General features: G+C 64.2%; 20 protein-coding genes. 10 read left to right on the top strand and 10 right to left on the bottom strand.

Annotation, left to right across the window (positions count from 1 at the left end):
• The 6 genes from tsaE (at position 1) to AC0L3H_RS04930 (ending at position 9796) form a co-directional block, all read left to right on the top strand.
• Positions 1-1512 (top strand): tRNA (adenosine(37)-N6)-threonylcarbamoyltransferase complex ATPase subunit type 1 TsaE, encoded by a 1512-nt coding sequence (gene tsaE / locus AC0L3H_RS04955; RefSeq protein ID WP_473584700.1) that lies wholly within the window; start codon positions 1-3, stop codon positions 1510-1512.
• Positions 1509-2279, top strand: coding sequence for a nucleotidyltransferase family protein (locus tag AC0L3H_RS04950; protein ID WP_473584699.1), 771 nt, complete (start codon positions 1509-1511; stop codon positions 2277-2279). The genes tsaE and AC0L3H_RS04950 overlap by 4 nt, the downstream gene beginning before the upstream one ends.
• Positions 2276-5395, top strand: a complete 3120-nt coding sequence (gene addB / locus AC0L3H_RS04945) for a double-strand break repair protein AddB (RefSeq protein WP_473584698.1) — start codon at positions 2276-2278, stop codon at positions 5393-5395. The genes AC0L3H_RS04950 and addB overlap by 4 nt, the downstream gene beginning before the upstream one ends.
• Entirely contained in the window at positions 5392-8901 is a 3510-nt protein-coding gene (gene addA / locus AC0L3H_RS04940) for a double-strand break repair helicase AddA (RefSeq protein ID WP_473584697.1), read from the top strand. Before addB ends, addA begins: the two co-directional genes overlap by 4 nt.
• A 74-nt stretch (positions 8902-8975) precedes the next feature.
• Complete coding sequence (trxA, locus tag AC0L3H_RS04935; protein ID WP_091592579.1) at positions 8976-9299, top strand: thioredoxin; 324 nt, start codon at positions 8976-8978, stop codon at positions 9297-9299.
• 215 nt (positions 9300-9514) lie between these two features.
• Entirely contained in the window at positions 9515-9796 is a 282-nt protein-coding gene (locus AC0L3H_RS04930) for a cupin domain-containing protein (protein ID WP_023796896.1), read from the top strand.
• Between the two features lie 38 nt (positions 9797-9834).
• On the opposite strand, the gene AC0L3H_RS04925 is transcribed toward AC0L3H_RS04930, so the two are convergent.
• The 6 genes from AC0L3H_RS04925 to AC0L3H_RS04900 all read right to left on the bottom strand — a co-directional run bounded on the left by AC0L3H_RS04925 (position 9835) and on the right by AC0L3H_RS04900 (position 15575).
• Positions 9835-10254 carry a VOC family protein gene (locus AC0L3H_RS04925; RefSeq protein ID WP_473584696.1) on the bottom strand — a complete coding sequence of 140 codons (420 nt, stop codon included), beginning with the start codon at positions 10252-10254 and terminating at the stop codon, positions 9835-9837.
• 62 nt (positions 10255-10316) lie between these two features.
• On the bottom strand, positions 10317-11642 hold the full coding sequence (locus AC0L3H_RS04920; protein WP_473584695.1) for a bifunctional folylpolyglutamate synthase/dihydrofolate synthase: 1326 nt from the start codon (positions 11640-11642) through the stop codon (positions 10317-10319).
• 125 nt (positions 11643-11767) lie between these two features.
• Entirely contained in the window at positions 11768-12694 is a 927-nt protein-coding gene (accD, locus tag AC0L3H_RS04915; RefSeq protein ID WP_023796893.1) for an acetyl-CoA carboxylase, carboxyltransferase subunit beta, read from the bottom strand.
• Positions 12695-12789: 95 nt separating this feature from the next.
• Positions 12790-13629 carry a tryptophan synthase subunit alpha gene (trpA, locus tag AC0L3H_RS04910; protein ID WP_023796892.1) on the bottom strand — a complete coding sequence of 280 codons (840 nt, stop codon included), beginning with the start codon at positions 13627-13629 and terminating at the stop codon, positions 12790-12792.
• Positions 13630-13631: 2 nt separating this feature from the next.
• Complete coding sequence (gene trpB / locus AC0L3H_RS04905; RefSeq protein ID WP_473584694.1) at positions 13632-14882, bottom strand: tryptophan synthase subunit beta; 1251 nt, start codon at positions 14880-14882, stop codon at positions 13632-13634.
• A 33-nt stretch (positions 14883-14915) separates the two neighbouring features.
• The gene (locus AC0L3H_RS04900; RefSeq protein ID WP_473584854.1) at positions 14916-15575 is read right to left on the bottom strand and encodes a phosphoribosylanthranilate isomerase; all 660 of its coding nucleotides are present in this window, start codon (positions 15573-15575) and stop codon (positions 14916-14918) included.
• Positions 15576-15715: 140 nt separating this feature from the next.
• On the opposite strand from AC0L3H_RS04900, the gene AC0L3H_RS04895 reads away from it, so the two are divergent.
• Positions 15716-15934 (top strand): hypothetical protein, encoded by a 219-nt coding sequence (locus tag AC0L3H_RS04895; RefSeq protein ID WP_023796889.1) that lies wholly within the window; start codon positions 15716-15718, stop codon positions 15932-15934.
• Positions 15935-15943: 9 nt separating this feature from the next.
• Here the strand turns inward: AC0L3H_RS04895 and AC0L3H_RS04890 are convergent, their stop codons facing one another.
• The 4 genes from AC0L3H_RS04890 to AC0L3H_RS04875 all read right to left on the bottom strand — a co-directional run bounded on the left by AC0L3H_RS04890 (position 15944) and on the right by AC0L3H_RS04875 (position 19317).
• Positions 15944-16702: a M48 family metallopeptidase gene (locus AC0L3H_RS04890; protein ID WP_027152023.1), complete on the bottom strand. Its 759-nt coding sequence runs from the start codon at positions 16700-16702 to the stop codon at positions 15944-15946.
• Between the two features lie 104 nt (positions 16703-16806).
• Positions 16807-17277 (bottom strand): DUF2852 domain-containing protein, encoded by a 471-nt coding sequence (locus AC0L3H_RS04885; protein ID WP_023796888.1) that lies wholly within the window; start codon positions 17275-17277, stop codon positions 16807-16809.
• Between the two features lie 117 nt (positions 17278-17394).
• On the bottom strand, positions 17395-18537 hold the full coding sequence (locus AC0L3H_RS04880) for a benzoate/H(+) symporter BenE family transporter (protein ID WP_236377961.1): 1143 nt from the start codon (positions 18535-18537) through the stop codon (positions 17395-17397).
• 3 nt (positions 18538-18540) lie between these two features.
• Positions 18541-19317: an alpha/beta hydrolase gene (locus AC0L3H_RS04875; RefSeq protein ID WP_473584693.1), complete on the bottom strand. Its 777-nt coding sequence runs from the start codon at positions 19315-19317 to the stop codon at positions 18541-18543.
• A gap of 211 nt (positions 19318-19528) precedes the next feature.
• Here AC0L3H_RS04875 and infC point away from each other — a divergent pair, with 211 nt between their 5' ends.
• The 3 genes from infC to AC0L3H_RS04860 all read left to right on the top strand — a co-directional run bounded on the left by infC (position 19529) and on the right by AC0L3H_RS04860 (position 21557).
• Positions 19529-20065 carry a translation initiation factor IF-3 gene (gene infC, locus AC0L3H_RS04870; protein ID WP_077374810.1) on the top strand — a complete coding sequence of 179 codons (537 nt, stop codon included), beginning with the start codon at positions 19529-19531 and terminating at the stop codon, positions 20063-20065.
• 139 nt (positions 20066-20204) lie between these two features.
• The gene (locus AC0L3H_RS04865; protein ID WP_473584692.1) at positions 20205-20849 is read left to right on the top strand and encodes a methyltransferase family protein; all 645 of its coding nucleotides are present in this window, start codon (positions 20205-20207) and stop codon (positions 20847-20849) included.
• A 51-nt stretch (positions 20850-20900) separates the two neighbouring features.
• Positions 20901-21557: a methyltransferase family protein gene (locus AC0L3H_RS04860; protein ID WP_128244572.1), complete on the top strand. Its 657-nt coding sequence runs from the start codon at positions 20901-20903 to the stop codon at positions 21555-21557.
• The last annotated feature ends 53 nt before the right edge of the window (positions 21558-21610 follow it).

Here is a 21610-nt window from a genome sequence, read left to right as displayed (position 1 = left end):
ATGGCAGGCATGGTGCTGGAGCGTTTTCTCGCCGACGAGGCTGCGACCGCAAGGCTGGGCGAGGATCTGGCCATGTCGCTGCGCCCCGGCGACGTGCTGGCTCTCAGAGGCGATCTCGGCGCCGGCAAGTCGAGTTTGGCGCGGGCGTTGATCAGGGCAATGACCGACGATGCTGGTCTCGACGTGCCGAGCCCGACCTTCACGCTCGTCCAGAGCTATGAGGCGCGCGTCCCCGTCCATCATTTCGACCTCTATCGCCTGTCCGCGGCGTCCGAACTGGACGAACTGGGTTTTGACGAGGCGCTGGCGCAAGGTGCTGCCCTGGTCGAATGGCCGGAGCGGGCAGAGGCCTATTTGCCAAAGACTTCGGTGCTGATCGAACTCGTCCATCAGGACGACGGACGCCTGGCGAGACTGTCGGGACAAGGCGCTGCCTTCGAGCGCGCGGCGCGCTCGTTGGCCATGCGCAATTTTTTGGAAAAAACCGGCTGGGGTGAAGCGCAGAGACGCTATTTTATCGGCGACGCCTCGGCCCGCTCCTATGAGGTCGCCTCGCTGGCCGGCCTGCCGCCGCGCGTGTTGATGAACTCGCCGCGGCTGGTGCTCGGGCCTCCGGTCCGCGACGGCAAGCCCTATGCGGTGATCGCCCACACCGCACAATCCGTCGCCGCCTTCGTCGCCATCGATCGGGCACTGCGGGCCGGCGGCGTCAGCGCCCCGGAAATCCACGCGCAGGACCTGGACCAGGGCTTTCTTCTCATGGAGCATCTCGGCTCGGAGGGGTTTCTCGGCCAGAACGGTCAGCCGCTGGCGGAGCGCTACGCGGCGGCGGCCGAACTGCTGGCGATGATGCATGGCAAGACGTGGCCCGATCGCATCAACGCCGCACCCGGCGTCTTTCACGATGTGCCGCCTTTCGACCGCGACGCCATGATGATCGAAGCCGAATTGCTGCTCGACTGGTATGTGCCGGCGATCACAGGCGGCCCGGCAAGCGATGCCTTGCGCGCCGGCTATACCAAGCAATGGAACGCGGCTCTCGACCGGCTGGAGGGGCGCGAATACACGCTCATGCTGCGCGACTTTCATTCGCCGAACATCATTTGGCGCGGCAATCGTTCCGGTCACGATCGCCTTGGCATCGTCGATGTCCAGGACGCGCTGATCGGCCCCTCCGCCTATGATCTCGCCTCTCTCGCCATGGATGCCCGGGTTACGATCTCGCCTGAGATCGAGCGGCGGACGCTCGATGCCTATATCGCCGCTCGCCACAAGGCTGGCGTTTTTAACGAAGACGAATTCGTCGAGACCTATGCGATCATGGCAGCGCAGCGCAATTCGAAGATCCTCGGCATTTTCGTCCGGCTCGAAAAGCGCGACGGCAAGCCCTATTATCTAAAACACCTGCCGCGCATTCGCGATTATCTTCGGCGGGCGCTGGCGCATCCGGCACTTGCCGGCCTGCGGGATTTCTACACCGCCCACGGGCTGCTGGAGGAGCGGCCGCTGTGACGACACGCCCCAAAACCGCAATGGTGCTTGCCGCCGGGCTGGGAAAGCGCATGCGGCCAATCACCGACACAATGCCGAAACCGCTGGTCAGGATATCAGGCAAGACGTTGCTTGACTGGAGCCTGGACGGCCTGGCTCGGGCCGGCGTCGACAAGGCCATCGTCAACGTCCATTATTTTCCCGAGCAGATCGTCACCCACGTCGCCGCGCGCCGCGCGCCGCGCGTCGTTATTTCCGACGAAAGCCAAACACTGCTCGATTCCGCCGGCGGTATCGTCCATGCTTTGCCGGAACTAGGAGGGCCTCCCTTTTACATCGTCAACGCCGACACCTTCTGGATCGACAGCGGCGTGCCCAACCTTGCCCGCCTCGCCCTTGCATGGGACGCGGCGAAAATGGATATTCTGCTGATGCTCGCGGATTCCCAGTCGGCAACCGGACACAGCGGCGGCACCGATTTCCTGATGGCGCCGGACGGCACCTTGCGGCGTTCGAAAGGCGACCCGACAGGCCTGATCTATGCCGGCGCGGCGATCGTCCATCCCAGGCTTTTCAAGGATGCGCCGGCCGGCCCACACTCGCTCAACGCCTATTTCGATGCGGCCATCGCAGCCGGCCGCCTGTACGGCATGGTGATGCACGGCCATTGGATCACCGTTGGCACGCCCGACGCCATTCCGCTTGCCGAAGCGGTCGTTGCCACCGCTCTTGCTGAGTCGCCCGGCACTCTTACCGAGTTGACCAGCGCTCTCACCGAGTTGAAATGAGCGGCTCCCGCCGCGTTTTCTCGATCCCGCCCGGAGCGCCGTTTCTGCCGACGCTGGCCGAGGCCCTGCTGTCAGGGCGGCTTGTTCCCGGTTTCCGCTTCAACGGCGATCCGCTGGCGCTGGCCGACGCCACCATCTACGTGCCGACGCGCCGCGCCGCGCGGGCGCTGCGCGGCGTCTTCGTCGACTGTCTGGGTGGCCGCTCGGCGATACTGCCGGTCATCCGCCCGCTCGGCGAGTTCGACGAGGACGAGGCCGCGTTCGAGGCCGACGCATCGGCCGCCATCGACCTCGCGCCGCCGATCGCCGCGATCGAGCGCCTGCTGCTGCTGGCGCCGCTGGTGCGCGCCTGGAAACGCCGCCTGCCGGCGCATGTCGCGGCACTTTTCGACGAGGAGATCGTTGTGCCGGCGTCGGCCGCCGATGCCATCTGGCTGGCGCGCGACCTGGCCCGGCTGATGGACGAGATCGAGACGGAAGGCACGGACTGGACCAGGCTCGCCGATCTGGTGACCGGCAACCTCGCCGGCTGGTGGCAAGTGACGCTCGACTTCCTGAGCATCGTCACCGAAAACTGGCCGAATCTCCTCGAAGAACGCAATCGCTCCAACCCGGCTGCGCATCGCAATGCGCTGATAAGGCTGGAAGCAGCGCGGCTGAAGCGCAATCCGCCGACCGGGCCGGTGATCGCCGCCGGCTCCACCGGGTCCATTCCCGCCACCGCTGAATTGCTTGCGGTGATCGCCGGCCTGCCCAGCGGCGCGGTCGTGCTGCCCGGCCTCGACCTGATGCTGGATGAGCCGTCATTCCAGGCAATTGCGGTGCCCGGCGCGCGGCCGGCCTTGCTTGGCCACCCGCAATACGGCCTGGCAAAACTGATCGGCAAGATCGGCGTGCTGCGCGGCGATGTCGAGGAGATCGCCGTTGCCGAAAGGCCGCTCGCGCTGCGCGCCGCACTTGTCGGCGAGGCGCTGCGGCCGGCGGAGACCACCGAGCTGTGGGTCGAGACGCGCGCCCGCTTTACGGCCGGCGATATCACCGAGGCCTTCGCCGACGTGACGCTGCTCGAAGCCGCCGGCGAGCGCGACGAAGCGGTGGCGATCGCCGTCGCGCTGAAACGCGCCGTCGAACAGCCCGGCCAGCGCGCCGCGCTCGTCACCGGCGACCGCGCCCTGGCGCGGCGCGTCTCGGTCGAGCTGTTGCGGTTTGGTGTCGTCGCCGACGATTCGGGCGGCACACCGCTCATCAACACGCCAGCCGCCAGCCTGCTCAGACTGGCGCTTCAGGCGGCGTTCCGCCCCGGCGATCCCGTGGCCCTGCTGTCGCTGCTCAAGCACCCGCTGCTTGGCCTCGGTCTGGAACGCACAAGCGTCCGTCACGCGGCGGAGATCGTCGAACTGGTGGCGCTGCGCGGCGGCACCGGCCGCCCCGACGCCGCCTCGCTGCCGGAGCTCTTCGAGGCCCGCCTCACCGGCCTGGGCAGCACCCGGCCACCGTTCTGGTTTTCCCGCCTGACCGTGCGAAACATCGAAGGCGCCCGCGAACTGCTCGTCCGCCTTACTGCTGCGCTGGCGCCGCTGATTGCCTTTCGCAGTCAAGCCGAAGCCGACCTTGCCGAATTGACCCGGGCCGGCGTCGTCGCGCTCGAAGGTCTCGGCCGCGCCGCGGATGGCAGTCTGAGCGAACTCTATGCCGGCGACGCCGGCGAAAAGCTCACCGAACTCTTGCGCGGGCTGGTCGCTGCCTCGGCGTCGTTCTCCTTCGGAGCCGACGAATGGCCCGATGTGATGGAGGCGCTGATCGCACCCGAGACGGTCAAGCCGGCACAAGGCACCGACAGGAACATCGCCATCTGGGGTGCGCTGGAAGCCCGGTTGCAGAACGTCGACACGCTGGTCGTCGGCGGGCTCAACGAAGGCGTGTGGCCGCGCAAGCCGGAAAGCGACCGCTTCATGTCCCGGCTGATGAAGACCGGCATCGACCTCGAGCCGCCCGAACGGCGCATCGGCCTGGCCGCCCATGATTTCCAGATGGCGATGGGGGCGAAGAAAGTGGTGCTGGCGCGCTCCGCCCGCTCCGGCGACGCACCGGCGGTGCCGTCGCGCTGGCTGCAGCGCCTGCTGACCTTCATAGGCAAGGACCATGCGGCGGTGCTTCGCCGGCGTGGTGATGAATTCCTGTCCTGGGCCCGTGCGCTCGATGCCGGCGAACGAAGAGACCTCGCGCCGCGGCCGCAGCCGAAGCCACCGCTGGATGTGCGGCCGCAACATTTCTCGGTCACCGAGATCGAAACGCTGCGCCGCGACCCTTACGCGATCTATGCCAGGAGGATCCTCCGCCTGATGCCGCTCGACCCGGTCATCCTCGACCCGGGTGCTGCCGAACGCGGCACGCTGTTTCACGCCATCCTGCATCTCTTTTCGCGGACCGTGGCCGATCCGCTTGTGCCGGAGGCGCTGGACGGTCTCATTGCCGCCGGCCGCGAATGCTTTGCCGAGGCGGCCCTTCCTCCCGATGTCGAGGCGGTGTGGTGGCCGCGCTTCGAAAAGCTCGCCGCCGGCATCATCGAATGGGAGCGCGGCCGCGCCTTCGCCGTGACAATGCGGCATGCCGAGGAGCACGCCGAGAAAACAGGCGTTGGCCAGTCCGGCGTGACGCTGTCCGGCTATGCCGATCGTGTCGATCTCCTGGCCGGCGGCATGGCCGACATCCTGGATTACAAGACCGGCTCTTCGCCGTCGAAGGCGCAGGCCCATACGCTGCTTTCGCCGCAACTGGCGCTCGAGGGCGCGCTGCTCAGGCGCGGCGCCTTCAAGGGGCTTGGCGCGCGCGAGCCGTCGCAGCTGGCCTTCATCAGGCTGAAGCCGAACGGCGAGGTGTTCGAGGAATCCATCCTCGAATACAATCGCAAGCCGCGAACCGCCGCAGACCTCGCCGAGGAGGCCTGGGCGCGGCTCGAAAAACTACTGATCCACTATTCCAACCCCGCTACCGGATACCTGTCGCGGGCGTTGCCGTTCCGCGAGGGCGAGACCGACGGCGACTACGACCATCTCGCCCGCGTGCTCGAATGGTCTGCCGGCGGCGACGCCGACGACGAGGGAGGGGAGGCATGAAGAAGGCCTATCCCATCCCGACCGATACCGCCGTCAGCCAGGCAAGCGCCTCAGATCCGCAAAATTCCGCCTGGGTATCGGCCAACGCCGGATCGGGCAAGACACATGTGCTGGCCCAGCGTGTCATCCGTCTTCTGCTGCGTGGCACCGATTCGTCGAAGATCCTGTGCCTGACCTACACCCGCGCCGCCGCCGCCAACATGTCGAACAGGGTGTTTTCGACATTGTCGGAATGGACGGCGCTTGGCGACGCAGAACTGGCGACAAGGATAGAGGCGCTGGACGGTCGCCAGCCCAATCGCGAAGCCATGCGCCGCGCCCGCCGGCTGTTCGCCGAGGCGCTGGAGACGCCCGGCGGGCTGAAGATCCAGACCATCCACGCCTTCTGCGAATCGGTGCTGCACCAGTTTCCACTGGAAGCCAACATACCGGCCCATTTCGAAATGCTCGATCCGCAGATGGAGGCGTCGCTCTTCGCCGCCGCCCGCCGCGACATGATCTCGGGCACGGCCGCCGGCGATGCGGAGCTGGCCGAGGCCTTCGCCACCATTCTGGAACGCGGCGGCGAACACGGGCTTGACGCCTTGCTGGCCGAGATCGTGCGCAAGCGCGAAGGTCTGCGCGCCTTCATCAGCGCGGCTGGCGGCGGTGGTTTTCAGGCGCTGTTCGACGAGTTCAGGTTTCGCGCCGGCCAGACTGCCGATGGCCTGGCGGCGTCCGTCTGGCCGCTGCCGGGCTTCCTGCCGGACTATTTCATCACCTTCGCCCGTGCTGCTGAAGCCGCCGACGCCCGCACCGTACTCAACAACCTTCTGCCCTATGCGCGTCTTGCCTTCGCCGAGGATGATCCGGTTCGCCGGCTGCATCTGCTGGCAAAAGCCTTCCTGCGAGGCGATGGCGAGCCTTATGAGCCGGCAATGTTCAAGAAGGCGTTGCTCGACCGGTTGCCGGATCTTGCCGAGCGCTATCTGTCAGCGGTCGATGCCATTCTCGAAATCTCCGACCGATTGGCCTTGTTCAGGATGCTGGAGGGCACACGTGCGGCGCTGACCATCGCCGACTGGCTGATCTCCCGCTACGAGCACTTGAAGCGCGCCCGCGGCTTCCTCGATTTCAACGACCTCATCATCCGGACGGTCAATCTCCTGGCGCGGCCCGACGCCGGCCCCTGGGTGCAATACAAGCTCGACCAGGGCATCGACCATATCCTGCTCGACGAGGCGCAGGACACCAGTCCCGACCAGTGGGAGGTGGTGAAGCGACTGGCCGAGGAATTCTTTGCCGGGCTCGGCGCACGCGACAATGTTCACCGCACGGTGTTCGCCGTCGGCGACGAAAAACAGTCGATCTATTCCTTTCAAGGAGCGGCGCCCGACTCCTTCGCCGACTCAAGGCTGCTGTTTTCCGCAAAGGTGCGCGACGCCAAAGCGGCCTTCGCCGATCTCAAGCTGACCTGGTCGTTCCGCTCGACCGAAGACGTGCTTGCGGCAGTGGACCGTGTCTTTGCCGACCCGCTCGTGCGGCGCGGCATCAGCCACGATCCCGACCCGCTGACCCACAAGGCGATCCGCAGCGATGCGCCGGGATATGTCGAGGTCTGGCCGTCGATCGGCGCCGACGTCGTCGACGAACCCGACGACTGGACGCAAGCCGTCGACCACGCCCATGCACCGGCGGTGCGTGTTGCCGAAAACGTCGCGGCAACCATTGCCGGCTGGATCGGCGCCGGCGAGGTCATCGAAGGCCGCGGCAAAAATCTTCGACCCGGCGACGTGCTGGTGCTGGTGCGCAAGCGCGATCGTTTTGTCCATGCGCTGACGCGCGCGCTGAAGCGACGCGACATCCCGGTCGCCGGCGCCGACCGCCTCAGCCTGCCCGGTCATATCGCGGTCAAGGACCTGATCGCGCTCGGCCACTTTCTTGTCCAGCCTGAGGACGATCTGTCGCTTGCCGCCGTGCTGCGCAGCCCGATTTTCGATGTTTCGGAAGAGACGCTTTTCGCGCTCGCCGGCGAGCGGCCGTCCGGCCTCTCGTTGATCGCTTCGCTCAGGCAGCAAGCCGGCGAAAGCGCCGCCTTGGCCGCAATCGCTGCCCAGCTCGACACATGGTCTGATGAAGCCGCATTCAGGCCGGTGTTCGAATTCTATGCCGGGGCTCTCGCCCGCGACGGCTTGCGCAAGAAAATGATCGCGCGGCTCGGGCCGGAAGCCGGCGACATCCTCGACGAATTCCTGAGCTTCTGCCTGGCCGAGGAGCGGACCGGCCTACCGGGGCTGGAATCCTTCCTGTCGACGCTGGAGAATGCCGGCCCCGAGATCAAGCGCGAAATGGACCAGACCCGCGACGAGGTTCGCGTCATGACCGTGCATGCCGCCAAGGGCCTCGAGGCGCCCGTTGTGTTCCTGGTCGATGGTGGCTCGGCGCCGTTCAGCGATCAGCATCTGCCGCGACTGATGCCGTTCGATGGCTCGGGCCAACGCTGGGACGGCAAGGGCTATCTCTGGCGTTCGGCTGGCGATGTCGCCAATGGCTTTTCGCGGGCCGCTTCGGTCCGCGCGCGCGAACTGGCCGACGACGAATACCGCCGGCTGCTCTATGTCGGCATGACCCGCGCCGAGGACCGGCTGATCGTCTGCGGCTATCACGGCAAGCGGGTGCCGAATGCCGGCACCTGGCACTCGATCGTCAGCCGCGCGCTGGTCGGCGCGCCCGAAAGCATCGAGCGGCAGCATCCCGCCACCGGCGAGACGGTGCATCGCTTTCACGTGACAAAATTGCCGCCCGTCGCACAGGCGGCCGCCGAAGCGGCGCGGCAGGCGCAACAGTTCGAGCCGCTGCCAAAGAGCCTGTTCCAGCCCTTGCCGCCCTTCGAGGATCTGCCGCGGCCGCTGTCGCCGTCCGGCGCCTCGGCGCTGATCGATGAGGCCAGGCAAGCCGTAATCGACACCGGCTCGCCGGTGCTGGACACCGAGGCAGAACCTGGCTTTGCGGTCATGCGGGGGCTGGCGCTGCACAAATTGCTGCAGATGCTGCCCGGCATTGCCGAGACCGAACGCCGCGATGCTGCGGAGCGCTACCTCAAGCGCGCTGGCGCGCAATGGCCTGAAAGCGAGCGCGACAAGGCCTTGGCTTCGGTGGCGGCGATCCTTGCCGACAGCCGCTTCGATCAGTTGTTTGCGCCGAATTCACGCGCTGAGGTCTCGGTCATGGGCAGCCTGGAGGTCAAGGGCAAGCTGCGCTCGATCTCCGGCAAGATCGACCGGCTGGCGGTCACATCAGGCAGGGTGTCGATCGTCGACTACAAGACCAACCGGCCGGCGCCTGCAGCGCTGGCGGACGTTCCACCGGCCTATGTCCTGCAACTCGCGCTCTATCGCGCACTGCTCCAGCCGCTTTATCCCGGACATGAGGTCTCGGCGGCGCTGCTGTTCACTGAAGCGCCGCGATTGATCGAGCTGCCACCGGCGGTGATGGACGACGCTCTTGCCCGACTCACGGGAGCGTGACACAACAGCTGCTTGAAGAAGGGCGCGATCACCACCACATTTGGTGCGACAATAACTCTCGAAAGGATTTTCGCATGGCCACCGTCAAGGTCGACAAGAGCAATTTCCAGACCGATGTGCTTGACGCCAAGGAGCCGGTCGTCGTCGATTTCTGGGCGGAATGGTGCGGCCCGTGCAAGATGATCGCGCCGGCACTGGAAGACATCGCCATCGAACTCGGCGGCAAGGTCAAGATCGCCAAGCTCAACATCGACGAGAATCCCGAGCTGGCCGCGCAGTTCGGCGTGCGCTCGATCCCGACGCTGATGATCTTCAAGGGCGGCGAAATGGCCGACATGAAGGTCGGCGCCGCGCCGAAGACGGCGCTGTCGCACTGGATCAACGGCAATCTCGCCTGATCCGGCGGAAATCCGCAGACAAGCCCGGCCCTCGCGCCGGGCTTTTTGCTTCGTCATCTAATGTACCGCGCTCCCCCCTGGACGCGCGAAGGACGCTGCTGCACTTGATCTGACCGAAGATCGGATCGGGATTTTCTGGGTCATGCGGCTGGTCCGCCGTGGCACTCGCCACTTGCCGGCCCATGTTCTTGTCTGGCTTAAAGCAGGAGAACGACATGACCGGATCTGCCAAGGCCACCGTCTTCATCGACAATGAGCGCGTCATCGTCACCGAATACCGCTTCGCGCCGGGCGACAATACCGGCTGGCACCGCCATGGCCATGATTATGTCGTCGTGCCGCTGATGGACGGCAAGCTCAAGCTCCTGACCAAGGACGGCGAATCCTTCGCCGAAATGAAGAAGGGGGCGCCCTATTTCCGCAAGGAGGGCGTGGAGCATGACGTCATCAATGCCAATGAGGGCGAGTATGCCTTCATCGAAATTGAGCTGAAGTAGTCCCCACCGAGGCCGTCTCCGCCATAGGCGTGAGGCGATCACCAATCCGCGATGCGATCGCCTCCGACGAACTGCGCACTTTTCTCTGTGTATTCAAACAGTTCTATCTTCACGTTGTTAGGATCGCGAATCCACGCCTGGTAGGTATCATCACATGCGTGTTTCTTTGACGTGACTTCAACGCCTTTCGCTCTTGCGTGGGCGATCGCGGTGTCAAGGTTTTCCACTTCAAGGCAGAAGGGGTTGATCTGGTTCAGGTCGCTATAGCTAGCTCCGTCTTTCTGGAACACCTCGACGTGGCTGCGGCTGCCGCAATTGAGGTAGAAACCGAAAATCTTGCCGTCGCGCAGGAAGTTGAACTGGGTGTCCATGCCGAGGACGTCCCGATAGAAGCTTCGCGTCACTTCGAGATCATCTGCGAAGATGCAAACGTGAGCGAGCTGCTTTACCTTGATCATGACTGGCTCCTCGCGGTGATCTGACGAAGTCCGGCGTCATCGTGCCCTGGTGAACACGCGCCTCAAACCGGCGGCGTGCCATTTTCGGCCAGCACCGCGCCGGCCAGATAGAGCGAGCCGCTGATCAGGATGCGCGGCGGCGGTCCGTCCCACGTGTCGCGCAGCAGCATCAGCGCATTGGCGACGGAGCTCACCGGTTCGGCCGACAGGCCGGCCTCGACGGCGCGGATCGCCAGTTCGTCATTCGGCACACTGGCCTCGCTGAGGCTCACCGGCACCGTGTAGACATGCCGCACCAGGCCCTTGAAGGCGCGGAAATAGCCGCTCTGGTCCTTGGTGTTGATCATGCCGCAAATCAAGAACAGCGGCCGCGGGTTTTTTTCCTCCTGCTCGGCCAATGCCTCGGCGACGACCACGCCGGCGCCGGGATTGTGGCCGCCGTCGAGCCAGATGTCGACGCCCTTTGGCGCCAGTTCCGTCAGCCTGCCTTGCGGCAATTTCTGCATCCGCCCCGGCCAGGTGACATTGGCCATCGCCTTGTCGGCGACGCGATGGCTGATCTCGAAACCTGCCGACTTGACCGCCGCAATCGCCGCCGCCGCATTGGCGAACTGGTGGCGCCCTGGCAGCCGCGGTGGCGACAGGTCCATCAGCCCGTCTTCGTCCTGATAGACCATCCGGCCGTTTTCCTCGAAGGCGAGGAAATCCTGGCCATAAACGAAGGCGGGACAGTCGAGCCGCTCGGCGGTTTCGATAAGCACCTGAAGCGCCGTTTCGCTTTCCTGCGCGCCGATGACCACCGGGCAACCGCTCTTGATGATGCCGGCCTTTTCGGCTGCGATCAGTTCGACACGGTCGCCGAGAAAGGATTCGTGGTCGAGCGAGACCGGCATGATCACCGACACCGCCGGTTCCTTGATGACATTGGTGGCATCAAACCGGCCGCCAAGGCCGACCTCGATGATGACGGCATCTGCCGGATGTTCGGAAAACAGCAGGAAGGTGACGGCGGTGAGGATCTCGAAGACGGTGATCTTCTGGCCTTCATTGGCCTTGGCGACGCGGGCAATGGCATCGGCGAAGACCTCGTCCTCGACCAGCCTGCCGCCGCCGTCGGCGGCCAGCCGGTAGCGCTCATGCCAGTTCACCAGATGTGGCGATGTGTGGACATGGACGCGGTGGCCGGCCGCTTCGAGCAGCGCCCGCGAAAACGCGGCGCAGGAGCCCTTGCCGTTGGTGCCGGCGATGTGGATGACCGGCGGCAGATGGTCCTGCGGATTGCCAAGCCGCTCCAGCAGCCGCGAAATGCGGTCGAGCGAAAGATCGAAGCCCTTCGGATGAAGCGACATCAGGCTTTCGATTTCGCGGTCGGCGGCAAGCGTGCTCATGGGAGAATCCTAGCGCATGACCCCGAAAAATCGAAATCGATTTTCGGAAAGGAATCATGCGTGAAATCAAGATGCTACAGCGCCACAGATGGCGCGCAACGCGGTTCGCGACGACGGATGTCGCGTCAGGCTTGCGGGCGTGCTTCCGCCGGGACCGCCACCGGCGGCAGGATTTCCGGTTCCAGCGGCTTTTCTTCTTCCGGCAGCTTGAGCAGCATTTTCAGGAGCCGTGCGATCGTCTGGCGCATCTCCAGCCGCGACACCACCATGTCGACCATGCCGTGCTCCATCAGATACTCGGAGCGTTGGAAGCCGTCGGGCAGCTTTTCCCTGATCGTCTGCTCGATGACGCGCGGCCCGGCAAAGCCGATCAGCGCGCCGGGCTCGGCGATGTGCACGTCGCCCAGCATGGCGTAGGAGGCAGTGACGCCGCCGGTAGTCGGGTTGGTCAGAACGACGATATAGGGAAGACCGGCTTCCTTCAGCCGATCGACGCCGATCGTGGTTCTCGGCAATTGCATGAGCGACAGGATGCCCTCCTGCATGCGGGCGCCGCCGGAGGCCGCGAACAGGATCAGCGGCCGCTTGCGTTGCACTGCGACCTCGAAGCCACGAACGATGGCGTCGCCGGCGGCCATGCCAAGCGAGCCGCCCATGAAGGCGAAGTCCTGCACGGTCACCACCACCGGCAGGCCTTCGACGGTGCCCAGCGCATTGATGATCGCGTCCTCCAGCCCGGTCTTGGCCTTGGCGTCCTTCAGCCGATCGGTGTAGCGCTTCTCGTCGCGGAATTTCAGCGGATCCTGCACCACCTTGGGGTTTTCGAGCATCTCGTACTTGCCGTCGTCCATGAAGAATCTCAGCCGCTCCCTGGCCGAGATCTTCATGTGATGGCCGGAGGACGGGATGACGAACTGGTTCTGCTCCAGATCCTTGTGGAAGACCATCTCGCCGGTCTCCGGATCCTTGATCCAGAGGTTTTCAGGCATGTCGGTGCGCCGGCCGAGCATCGAATTGATCTTCGGTCGAACGTAGTTGGTGATCCAGTTCATCGCTTCGGCTCCTGTCCTGACGAAGAGTTAGATCATGATCCCGAAAAGTGGAAACCGGTTTTCGGTGGAGATCATGGTCAACCAGAAGATCAAGACTATTCGGCGGCAGCAAGGCGGGCCGCGCGCACGCCTTGCGAAAGCCCGCTGACCAGCGTGGCGACCGCCTCGGCCGGGTCGGCGGTCTTTTCGCCCTTCGGCCCCAGAACATTGGCGACCGCATTGACGATCGCAGTGCCGACGACGACGCCGTCGGCCGACGCTCCGATGATGCGCGCCTGCTCGGCGGTCTTGACTCCGAAGCCGACGCAGACCGGCAGGTCGGTATGGCCCTTGATGCGCCCGACCGCCGCCGCCACCTTGCCGGTGTCGGCAAGTGCTGAGCCGGTGATGCCGGTCATCGACACGTAATAGACGAAGCCGGAGGTGTTCTGCAGCACCTTGGGCAGGCGCTTGTCGTCGGTGGTCGGCGTCGCCAGCCGGATGAAATTGATGCCGGCCCTCAGCGCTGGAATGCAAAGCTCCTCATCCATTTCCGGCGGCAGGTCGACGACGATCAGCCCGTCTATGCCGCTGGCCAGCGCATCCCCGAGGAAGCGGTCGACGCCGTGGATGTAGATCGGATTGTAGTAGCCCATCAAAACGATCGGCGTTTCATTGTCGGTGGCACGGAATTCCGAAGCCATCTTCAGCGTCTTGACCAGCGTCTGCCCGCCTTTCAGCGCGCGCAGGCCGGCCGCCTGGATCGCCGGGCCGTCGGCCATCGGATCGGAAAACGGCATGCCGAGCTCGATGATGTCGCTGCCGGCGCCGGGCAGCGCCTTCATGATCGACAGCGAGGTGTCGTAGTCCGGGTCGCCGCCCATGAAATAGGTGACGAGTGCCGGGCGCCCTTCGGCCTTCAGTTTGGCCATACGGCGGTCGATGCGGGTGGTCATGATCAGATCTCCATGCCCAGCATATTGGCCACCGTATGCACGTCCTTGTCGCCGCGGCCGGACAGGTTGACGATGACGATCTGGTCCTTGTCCATGGCGGGCACGATCTTCACCGCATGCGCGATGGCATGGGCGGATTCGAGCGCCGGAATGATGCCTTCGACGCGTGTCGTCAACTGAAACGCCTCCAGCGCCTCGTCGTCGAGAACAGGCACATAGTCGACGCGGCCACTGTCGCGCAGCCAGGAATGCTCCGGCCCGACGCCGGGATAGTCGAGGCCGGCCGAAATCGAATGCCCATCCATGATCTGCCCGTCGGCGTTCTGCAGGAGATAGGTGCGGTTGCCGTGCAGCACGCCGGGCGCGCCGGCGTTCATTGAGGCGCAATGCTCGATGCCGTCGAGGCCGCGGCCACCGGCCTCGATGCCGATGATCTTTACGCTGCGGTCGTCGAGGAACGGGTGAAAAAGGCCGATGGCGTTGGAGCCGCCGCCGACGGCGGCGATGATGGTGTCCGGCAGCCGGCCTTCCTGCTCGAGCATCTGGGCGCGCGCCTCGATGCCGATCACCGACTGGAAGTCGCGCACCAGCTCCGGATAGGGGTGCGGGCCGGCGGCGGTGCCGATCAGGTAGTAGGTGTCCTCGACATTGGTCACCCAATCCCGAAGAGCTTCGTTCATGGCGTCCTTCAACGTGCCGTGGCCAGCGCTCACCGGCCGCACCTCGGCGCCGAGCAGCTTCATGCGGAAGACGTTCGGGCTTTGCCGGGCGACGTCGGTAGCGCCCATATAGACGACGCACGGAAAGCCGAAACGCGCCGCCACGGTGGCCGACGCCACCCCGTGCTGGCCGGCGCCGGTCTCGGCGATGATGCGTTTCTTGCCCATGCGCTTGGCCAGCAGGATCTGGCCGAGGCAGTTGTTGATCTTGTGCGAGCCGGTGTGGTTCAGATCCTCGCGCTTGAAATAGACCTTTGCGCCGCCCCCGAGGCCCTTAGCCGCGGAAACCTCGCGAAGATGCCTGGTCAGGCCTTCGGCGAAATAAAGCTTCGACGGCCGCCCGGCATAGTGGGTCGAAAGGTCAGTCAGTTCGGCCTTGAAATCCGCATCGTCCTTGACCTCGTTCCAGTGCCGCTCGAGGTCGAGGATCAGCGGCATCAATGTTTCGGCAACGAAACGACCGCCGAAGATGCCGAACATGCCCTGCTCGTCGGGTCCGGTGCGGAAGGAATTGGGTATCGCCGGCTTGTTCATCGCCGATCTCCTAGCTTGTGGTTTGAAGCACGGTCAGGCGGCGCGGCTGTCGCGTGCTGCCTTGACGGCCCGGAAAAACTGTTCGATCAGCGCCGGATCCTTGACGCCCGGCGCGCTTTCCACGCCCGAGGAAATGTCTAGTCCGGGCGGGTTGGCAAGCCGAAAGGCATCGCCGATATTGGCGGCGTTGAGCCCACCGGAAAGCATGTAATCGACGCCTGCGTCAAGGCCGGCCAGAAGGCGCCAGTCGAAGGCAACGCCGTTGCCGCCCGGCAGTTGCGAACCCTTCGGCGGCTTGGCGTCGAACAGGAAACGGTCGGCAATGCCGACGAACGGTCTTGTCCGCTCCAGGTCGGCAGCCTCGCTGACCGGCAGCGCCTTCATCACCGGCAGGCCATAGCGGGCCTTGATCTCGGCCACCCGCTCCGGCGTTTCCGAGCCATGCAGCTGCAGCATGTCGGGCTGCATTTTTTCGACGATTTCATCCAGAAACGCATCGCCGGCGTCGACTGTCACGGCAACCGCCCTGGCCTTGCCGATTGCCGCTTCGCGCAAGCGGCCGGCTTCCGCCGGCTCGACATAGCGCGGGCTTTTGGCAAAGAAAATAAAGCCGACATGACTGGCGCCGCCGGCCAATGCCGCGGCCAATGCCTTGTCGGTCTTCAGTCCGCATATCTTGATGTCGAGCGCCATGACGCGGGGATTGGCATGAAACGGCAAAAGAGTCGAGAAAAAGCGCATGTTTGCCACCGGCGCGGAACGCGCTACCTTCCTAAGACAAGAGAGCGGAACGGGCCACTTACTTCAGATAATACAGGCGGGAGCAAACAAGCATGGCAGACGATACCGTCGCCCAACTCAGGCAAAAAGTCGCCCAGGCTCGCGAGGTCATTGCCCATCTGATGGACAAGGCCGCCTTCAACGGCGCCGAGGCACACCGCGCGCTCGACTATTTCGGCAGCAACGCCTTCAAGAAGGACTTCCTGCCATGGCCGCGCCATACCGACGAGGGGCTGCGGCCGGAGGAGTTGAACGCGGCGAATGATGATTGACCGGGCGATCTATTCGAACATGATCGCTTGCAGCGCGCCACCATTGCGCTTGAGCCAGTCCTTGCAGCGCTCGGTGTCGGGGCAGAGCTGCTCGCACAATTTCCAGAATTTCGGGCCGTGGTTCATCTCCTTGAGATGCGCCACCTCATGCGCGACGAGGTAGTTTATGACCGGTCGCGGCGCCATCATGATGCGCCAGGAGAACGACAGGTTGCCGTCCGACGTGCATGACCCCCAGCGGCTCGACGTGTCCTTGAAGCGGATTGCCTTGGCGCGCTTGCCGATCGTCCCGGTGTGCCTGACCACCAACCGCTCGATCTCGCGCTTGGCCTCGCGCTTGAGGAAATCGGCGATGCGGCGCGGCAGGTGCACGCGCTCGCCATGAACGATCATCAGCGGACCGCGTTCGTCGCACGACAGAGTGACGGTACCGCGTTTCGAGGGCTCATGAACGATGCGATGCGGCACGCCGCGCACCGGTATTTTGATACCGGGCCGCACCTGCGGCCGGTTGGGCACCTTGGCCAGCCGCTGCTCCAGCCAGTCCTGATGGCGGTCAAGGAATTTTTCCACCTCGCCTCGCCGCAGGCCCGGTGGCACGGTGATGCGCAGGCCCCGGCCACCGGAATCGATGCGCAGCGTCAATCGCCGCGCCCGGTCGCTCTCGACGATCTTGAGCGGCAGCGTGCGGCCGGCAACACAATGCTCCCGCTCCACGACGGGGGCGGGCCTGGGTTTGGTCAGGTTGCGGAAGAAGCCGAATGACATGGCCGGGACGATACGTGATTCGAGGAAAACGAATAGAACAAAAAAGAAACGGCGCCGCTGACGCGACGCCGTTTTTGATTATTATTTATGTCGAGGCAAGTGCCTTACTCGTCAAGCAGGCCTGGCGTGGATTTGCCACCGCCGGTTGTGGGCCCGCCGGTTGTGGGTGACGTCGACTTGTTGCGGTTCGCCATGAAGCGGTCGAACTCTTCCTGGTCCTTGGCGCGACGCAATTCCCTGGCGTATTCGTCGAACTCGCTCAGCATCTCGTCGAGCTTGCGGCGCTCTTCATTGAGTCGCTCGAGTTCTTTTTCGCGCCAGTCGTCGAAAGCGACGTTGCCGGTGCGGGCAGAGCCGTGGCCCCAGCGCGCCGCTTTGTCGGAACCGCGGCGGCAGCCGGCGAAGATGCCGTCGGTCGCGCGGTTGACGTCGCGCTTGAAGCCGTCAAGCCGGTCGCCCCAGATGATGTAGGCGAGCATGGCGAGGCCGAGCGGCCAGAACACCATAAAACCGATCACCATCAGAGCGATGGTCGCCGGCGTCCAGGCCGGACGGATCAATGCAGATGTGTTCATTTTCTCCCAATCCTTCAGTTGGAGACAGCCAATCCCGGCTGCGTGGAATCGAAATGGGATGAGAAAAACGGCGATTCAAGACAGTGTCGACCAAAACCGGACAAGCGTTTGAAATGATTATCGCTTTTTGAGCGTTTCAAGGAAAAGGACGACCAGGCCCGCAATCAGCCCCCAGAACGCCGCACCGACGCCGAACAGCGTCAGCCCCGAGGCGGTGACGGCAAAGGTGACGGTAGCGGCCATGCGTTCGCCGTCTTCCTTCAAGGCGATCGACAGCGCGTTGGCGAGCGGCGCCATCAGCGCCAGTCCGGCGACAAGCACGATCAGGCTCTGCGGCAGCACGGCAAAGATCGCCACCAGCGAGGCGCCGAAAATGGCGAAGACGAGGTAGGCAAGCGCGTAGAAGGGACCGGTCTTCCAGCGCTCGCCCGGATCGGGATGCACGTCGGGGCCGGTGCAGATCGCCGCCGAAATCGCCGCCAGATTGGTGGTCGAGGCCCCGAATGGCGCCGACAGCAGCGAAAGCAGGCCGGTGACCCCGATCAGCGGGCCGGGTTCCGGGTGATAGCCCGCCGCCCTCAGCACGGCGAGGCCGGACAGGTTCTGCGAGGCCATGGTGACCAGATAAAGCGGCAGCGCCAGGCCGATGATCGCCGTGACGGTGAACTGCGGCGCAATCAGCGTCAATGTCGAAAGTTCCGGGGTCGGCAGACCACCGACCCGGCCGGTCAGGAACGCGGCAGCGCCGCCGCCGATCAGCACCGCCAGCACCGAGAGCGCCGGATTGAACAGGCGGATGACAAAGAAGGCGGCGATCAGCGGCAGGATCAGCCACGGGTCGACGGGAATCGCCTTCACCGCATTGATGGCGAAGGTGACGACGATGCCGGCGAGCATCCCCGACGCGACCGAGGCCGGTATCCTGGCGATCAGCTTGGTCAAGGGCCTGAACAGGCCGGTGGCAATCAGCAAAATCCCGGTGACGATGAAGGCGCCGACGGCCTCGTTGATCGAAAAGCCGCTCGATGCCGCGATCAGCGCCACCCCCGGCGTCGACCATGCGGCGATGACCGGCATCCTGGTGCGCCACGACAGCCACAGGCTTTCGATCGCCATCGCGAGGCAGATCGCCGTCACCCAGCTCGCGGTTTCGACTTGCGTCGCGCCGACTGCCTTGGCGGCGGCGATGACGATGGCCAACGTGCCGCCGAAGCCGACAATCGCTGCAACGAAGGCGGATACCGGAATGGAAATGCGCATGTCCTAGCCTGCCTGCCGCACGATGGCATCGACCGCCCGCACCAGCATGTCGAGATCCTGAGGCCGCGACAGGCGATGGTCGCCGTCGGGGATCAGCGACAGCGTGACGTCGTCGGCCGGCAGCAGGCCGACCAGTTTCAGCGCATGGCTCGGCGGCACGTCGGCATCGGCCAGCCCTTGCAATATGTGGACGGGGCAGTGGGTGTCGATCGGCCCGGTCAGCACCCGGTTGTTGTGGCCGTCCTCGATCAGCGCTCGGGTGTAGATGTAAGGCTCGGCCGAATAGTCCGACGGCTCCTCGAAAAAACCTTTTTTGGCAAGATCGCGCTTCTGCGCTTTGGTCAGCGCCGGCTCGACCAACTCGGCGGTGAAATCCGGCGCCGGCGCTAGAAGCACCAGACCGGCGATGCGGTTCTCGCCTGGTGTGTGCAATTCCTGGCGCAATTCCTGGACCATGCGCAGCGCGATCCATGCGCCCATCGAGGAGCCGACCAGGATTTGCCTGCCTTGCGTGAAATGATTGAAGACGGCGAGACTTTGCGAAAGCCAGTTCGAGACGGTGCCGTCCGCAAAGGCGCCGCCCGATTCGCCGTGACCGGAATAGTCGTGACGCAGGAAAGCCCGGCCTTGCCCGCTCGCCCATTCCGCCAGCTTCTCGGCCTTGGTGCCCAGCATGTCCGACTTGTAGCCGCCGAGCCAGACAATGCCTGGCTCGGCACCCGCAGCGCGCCTGACAGCGATGCTGGTTCCGTCGACGTCGAGAAAAACCGGTGCGGTCATGGCTCACTCCTCACGCAGGTCTTTTGACACAGCGGACGGTTCAACGAAAAGTGCTCGGCAACTTTCTTCGTTTGGTGCAGGCAGAAGTCAGGGAACAGGTGATTTCCTGTGAGCGCTGTGCTATTGACTCCGGCCGCGCGCTCACCACATTGGCGCGTTCGCAATTCTGAATTGAAAACCCCGAACGAAACGGCTCAAGGAGACCACGACCATTCGCAGACCTTTCAAAGCAACGGCGCCCACCAAGGAGGGCCCGCGCTCCAACCGTGACATCCGGGTTCCCCGGGTCCAGCTTATCGACGCCGAAGGCCACAACCATGGCGATGTCTCCATCAACGACGCATTGCTGCTCGCCGAAGAGGCTGGGCTCGATCTGGTCGAGATATCGCCCAACGCAGTGCCGCCCGTCGTAAAAATTCTCGATCTCGGCAAGCTGAAATACGCCAACCAGAAGAAGGCGGCCGAGGCGCGCAAGAACCAGAAGGTCATCGAGATCAAAGAGATCAAGATGCGCCCGAACATCGACAGCCATGACTACGAGACCAAGATGAAAGCGGTCCGGCGGTTTTTCGAGGAGGGTGACAAGGTCAAGCTGACATTGCGCTTTCGCGGCCGCGAGATGGCGCATATGGAACTCGGCATGCAGCTTTTGAACAAGGTTCGCGAGGAAGTTGCACCGATCGCCAAGGTCGAAGCCGAACCGAAGCTCGAAGGCCGCCAGATGATGATGGTGCTGGCGCCCCGCTAAAGCGATTCCGCTAAAGCGGTCCCGTCAAAGCAAAGGCCGCTTCGGCGGCCTTTTGTTTGTTTTGTCGCCGCCATGATTTCTCCGCAAGTTGCATCGACAAGGAGTCCGGTTGCCGGTCCTCGCGGCGAAAGGATTGTCCATGGCCGCTGCGGCACGTTCTCCGATTGAAAGATCGTTCGACGAAATGGCCCGCTATCAGCGGCGCCGGCGCGTCCTGCTGGCGCTGCTGATCGGTGCTTTTTGCGCTTTGCTGATCTTCGGCGGCTCCACGCACGATGAACTAGGCCACGAACGCATAGAGGGGCAATACGGCATCGCCCTGATACTGATCGGGATCGGCGGCCGGCTCTGGTCGATCCTCTATATCGGCGGCCGCAAGTCGGCCGAACTGGTTGCTACCGGCCCATATTCGGTGATGCGCAACCCGCTGTATTTTTTCTCCACCATAGGGGCCGCCGGCATCGGCGCCCAGACCGGCAGCGTGATCGTCTCGGTGGCGTCGGCGGTTTTGTGCGCGGCCGCGTTCTACATCGTCACGCTGCGCGAGGAACTGCATTTGACGACCGTGCTCGGGGCGCCGTACAAGGACTACATCGCACGGGTGCCGCGGTTTTTTCCCAATCCCCGGCTTTATCGCGATCAGGCCGAGGTCACCTTCACACCGCGCATTTTTAATCACACGCTGCGCGACGGCTTGATGTTCGTGGCTTCCGTACCGTTTTTCGAACTCATCGAGTCCGGACAGGAAAGCGGTGTAATTCCCGTCCTCTTCTGGCTGTATTGAACTGCGGATGCCGCGATCGCCGGCAAGTTCCTCGACGATTGGATTCCCGACATGCTCAATGAAGTTAAATCGGCGCAGGCCGAACAAGCGCAGGCCAGGCGTGCGCTGGGCAGGTATCAGCACGCGCGCAGGATGGTGCTTGCCGCCCTCGTGGTCGTCATGTTCGCAGCGCTGCTGTTTGGCCAGTCTGCTTTTCCTCCCGAAAGCGTGCCGCACGAAACGATCGAAATGGTCGGCGTCCTGCTGATCTTTCTCGGCATTGTCGGGCGCTTGTGGTCGACGCTCTATATCGGCGGACGCAAATCCTCCGAGGTGGTTACCGGCGGACCCTATTCGATCACCCGCAATCCGCTCTATGTCTTCTCCTCGATAGCTGCCGCCGGCGTCGGCGCGCAGATGGGCTCGATCACTGCGGCGATCGGCTTCGCGGTGATTTGCGCCGCCGCCTTTCATGTCGTCATCCTGCGCGAAGAGACGTTTCTGAAGGAGGCCTTCGGAACGCCATTCCAGGCCTATATGGCGCGAGTGCCGCGCTTCTTCCCGAAGCTTTCGCTGTATCAGGAAGGCGACACCGGCGGCTTCAAGCCGCGCCTGCTGCGGACGACGCTGCTGGACGGACTGGTGTTCCTCGTCGCCATGCCGTTTTTCGAATCGATCGACGCCGCCCAGCAATCGGGCATACTGCCGGTGCTGTTCCGTTTCCCATAGGCCCATTGTGTGTCGGCACAGGGTGTTGCACGCCGGCCCGCTTTGACGTATAG

The sequence above is a fragment of the Mesorhizobium sp. WSM4816 genome (assembly GCF_055811535.1).
The sequence above is the reverse complement of the archived record's forward strand: the minus strand, read 5'-3'. Positions and strand labels throughout refer to the sequence as shown.

What these genes read in the sequence shown, in the direction of transcription:
- tsaE (WP_473584700.1), top strand. Translation starts at nt 1, where the DNA reads ATGGCAGGCATGGTGCTGGAGCGTTTTCTCGCCGACGAGGCTGCGACC.
- addB (WP_473584698.1), top strand. Translation starts at nt 2,276, where the DNA reads ATGAGCGGCTCCCGCCGCGTTTTCTCGATCCCGCCCGGAGCGCCGTTT.
- addA (WP_473584697.1), top strand. Translation starts at nt 5,392, where the DNA reads ATGAAGAAGGCCTATCCCATCCCGACCGATACCGCCGTCAGCCAGGCA.
- trxA (WP_091592579.1), top strand. Translation starts at nt 8,976, where the DNA reads ATGGCCACCGTCAAGGTCGACAAGAGCAATTTCCAGACCGATGTGCTT.
- AC0L3H_RS04930 (WP_023796896.1), top strand. Translation starts at nt 9,515, where the DNA reads ATGACCGGATCTGCCAAGGCCACCGTCTTCATCGACAATGAGCGCGTC.
- AC0L3H_RS04925 (WP_473584696.1), bottom strand. Translation starts at nt 10,254, where the DNA reads ATGATCAAGGTAAAGCAGCTCGCTCACGTTTGCATCTTCGCAGATGAT.
- AC0L3H_RS04920 (WP_473584695.1), bottom strand. Translation starts at nt 11,642, where the DNA reads ATGAGCACGCTTGCCGCCGACCGCGAAATCGAAAGCCTGATGTCGCTT.
- accD (WP_023796893.1), bottom strand. Translation starts at nt 12,694, where the DNA reads ATGAACTGGATCACCAACTACGTTCGACCGAAGATCAATTCGATGCTC.
- trpA (WP_023796892.1), bottom strand. Translation starts at nt 13,629, where the DNA reads ATGACCACCCGCATCGACCGCCGTATGGCCAAACTGAAGGCCGAAGGG.
- trpB (WP_473584694.1), bottom strand. Translation starts at nt 14,882, where the DNA reads ATGAACAAGCCGGCGATACCCAATTCCTTCCGCACCGGACCCGACGAG.
- AC0L3H_RS04900 (WP_473584854.1), bottom strand. Translation starts at nt 15,575, where the DNA reads ATGGCGCTCGACATCAAGATATGCGGACTGAAGACCGACAAGGCATTG.
- AC0L3H_RS04895 (WP_023796889.1), top strand. Translation starts at nt 15,716, where the DNA reads ATGGCAGACGATACCGTCGCCCAACTCAGGCAAAAAGTCGCCCAGGCT.
- AC0L3H_RS04890 (WP_027152023.1), bottom strand. Translation starts at nt 16,702, where the DNA reads ATGTCATTCGGCTTCTTCCGCAACCTGACCAAACCCAGGCCCGCCCCC.
- AC0L3H_RS04885 (WP_023796888.1), bottom strand. Translation starts at nt 17,277, where the DNA reads ATGAACACATCTGCATTGATCCGTCCGGCCTGGACGCCGGCGACCATC.
- AC0L3H_RS04880 (WP_236377961.1), bottom strand. Translation starts at nt 18,537, where the DNA reads ATGCGCATTTCCATTCCGGTATCCGCCTTCGTTGCAGCGATTGTCGGC.
- AC0L3H_RS04875 (WP_473584693.1), bottom strand. Translation starts at nt 19,317, where the DNA reads ATGACCGCACCGGTTTTTCTCGACGTCGACGGAACCAGCATCGCTGTC.
- AC0L3H_RS04865 (WP_473584692.1), top strand. Translation starts at nt 20,205, where the DNA reads ATGGCCGCTGCGGCACGTTCTCCGATTGAAAGATCGTTCGACGAAATG.
- AC0L3H_RS04860 (WP_128244572.1), top strand. Translation starts at nt 20,901, where the DNA reads ATGCTCAATGAAGTTAAATCGGCGCAGGCCGAACAAGCGCAGGCCAGG.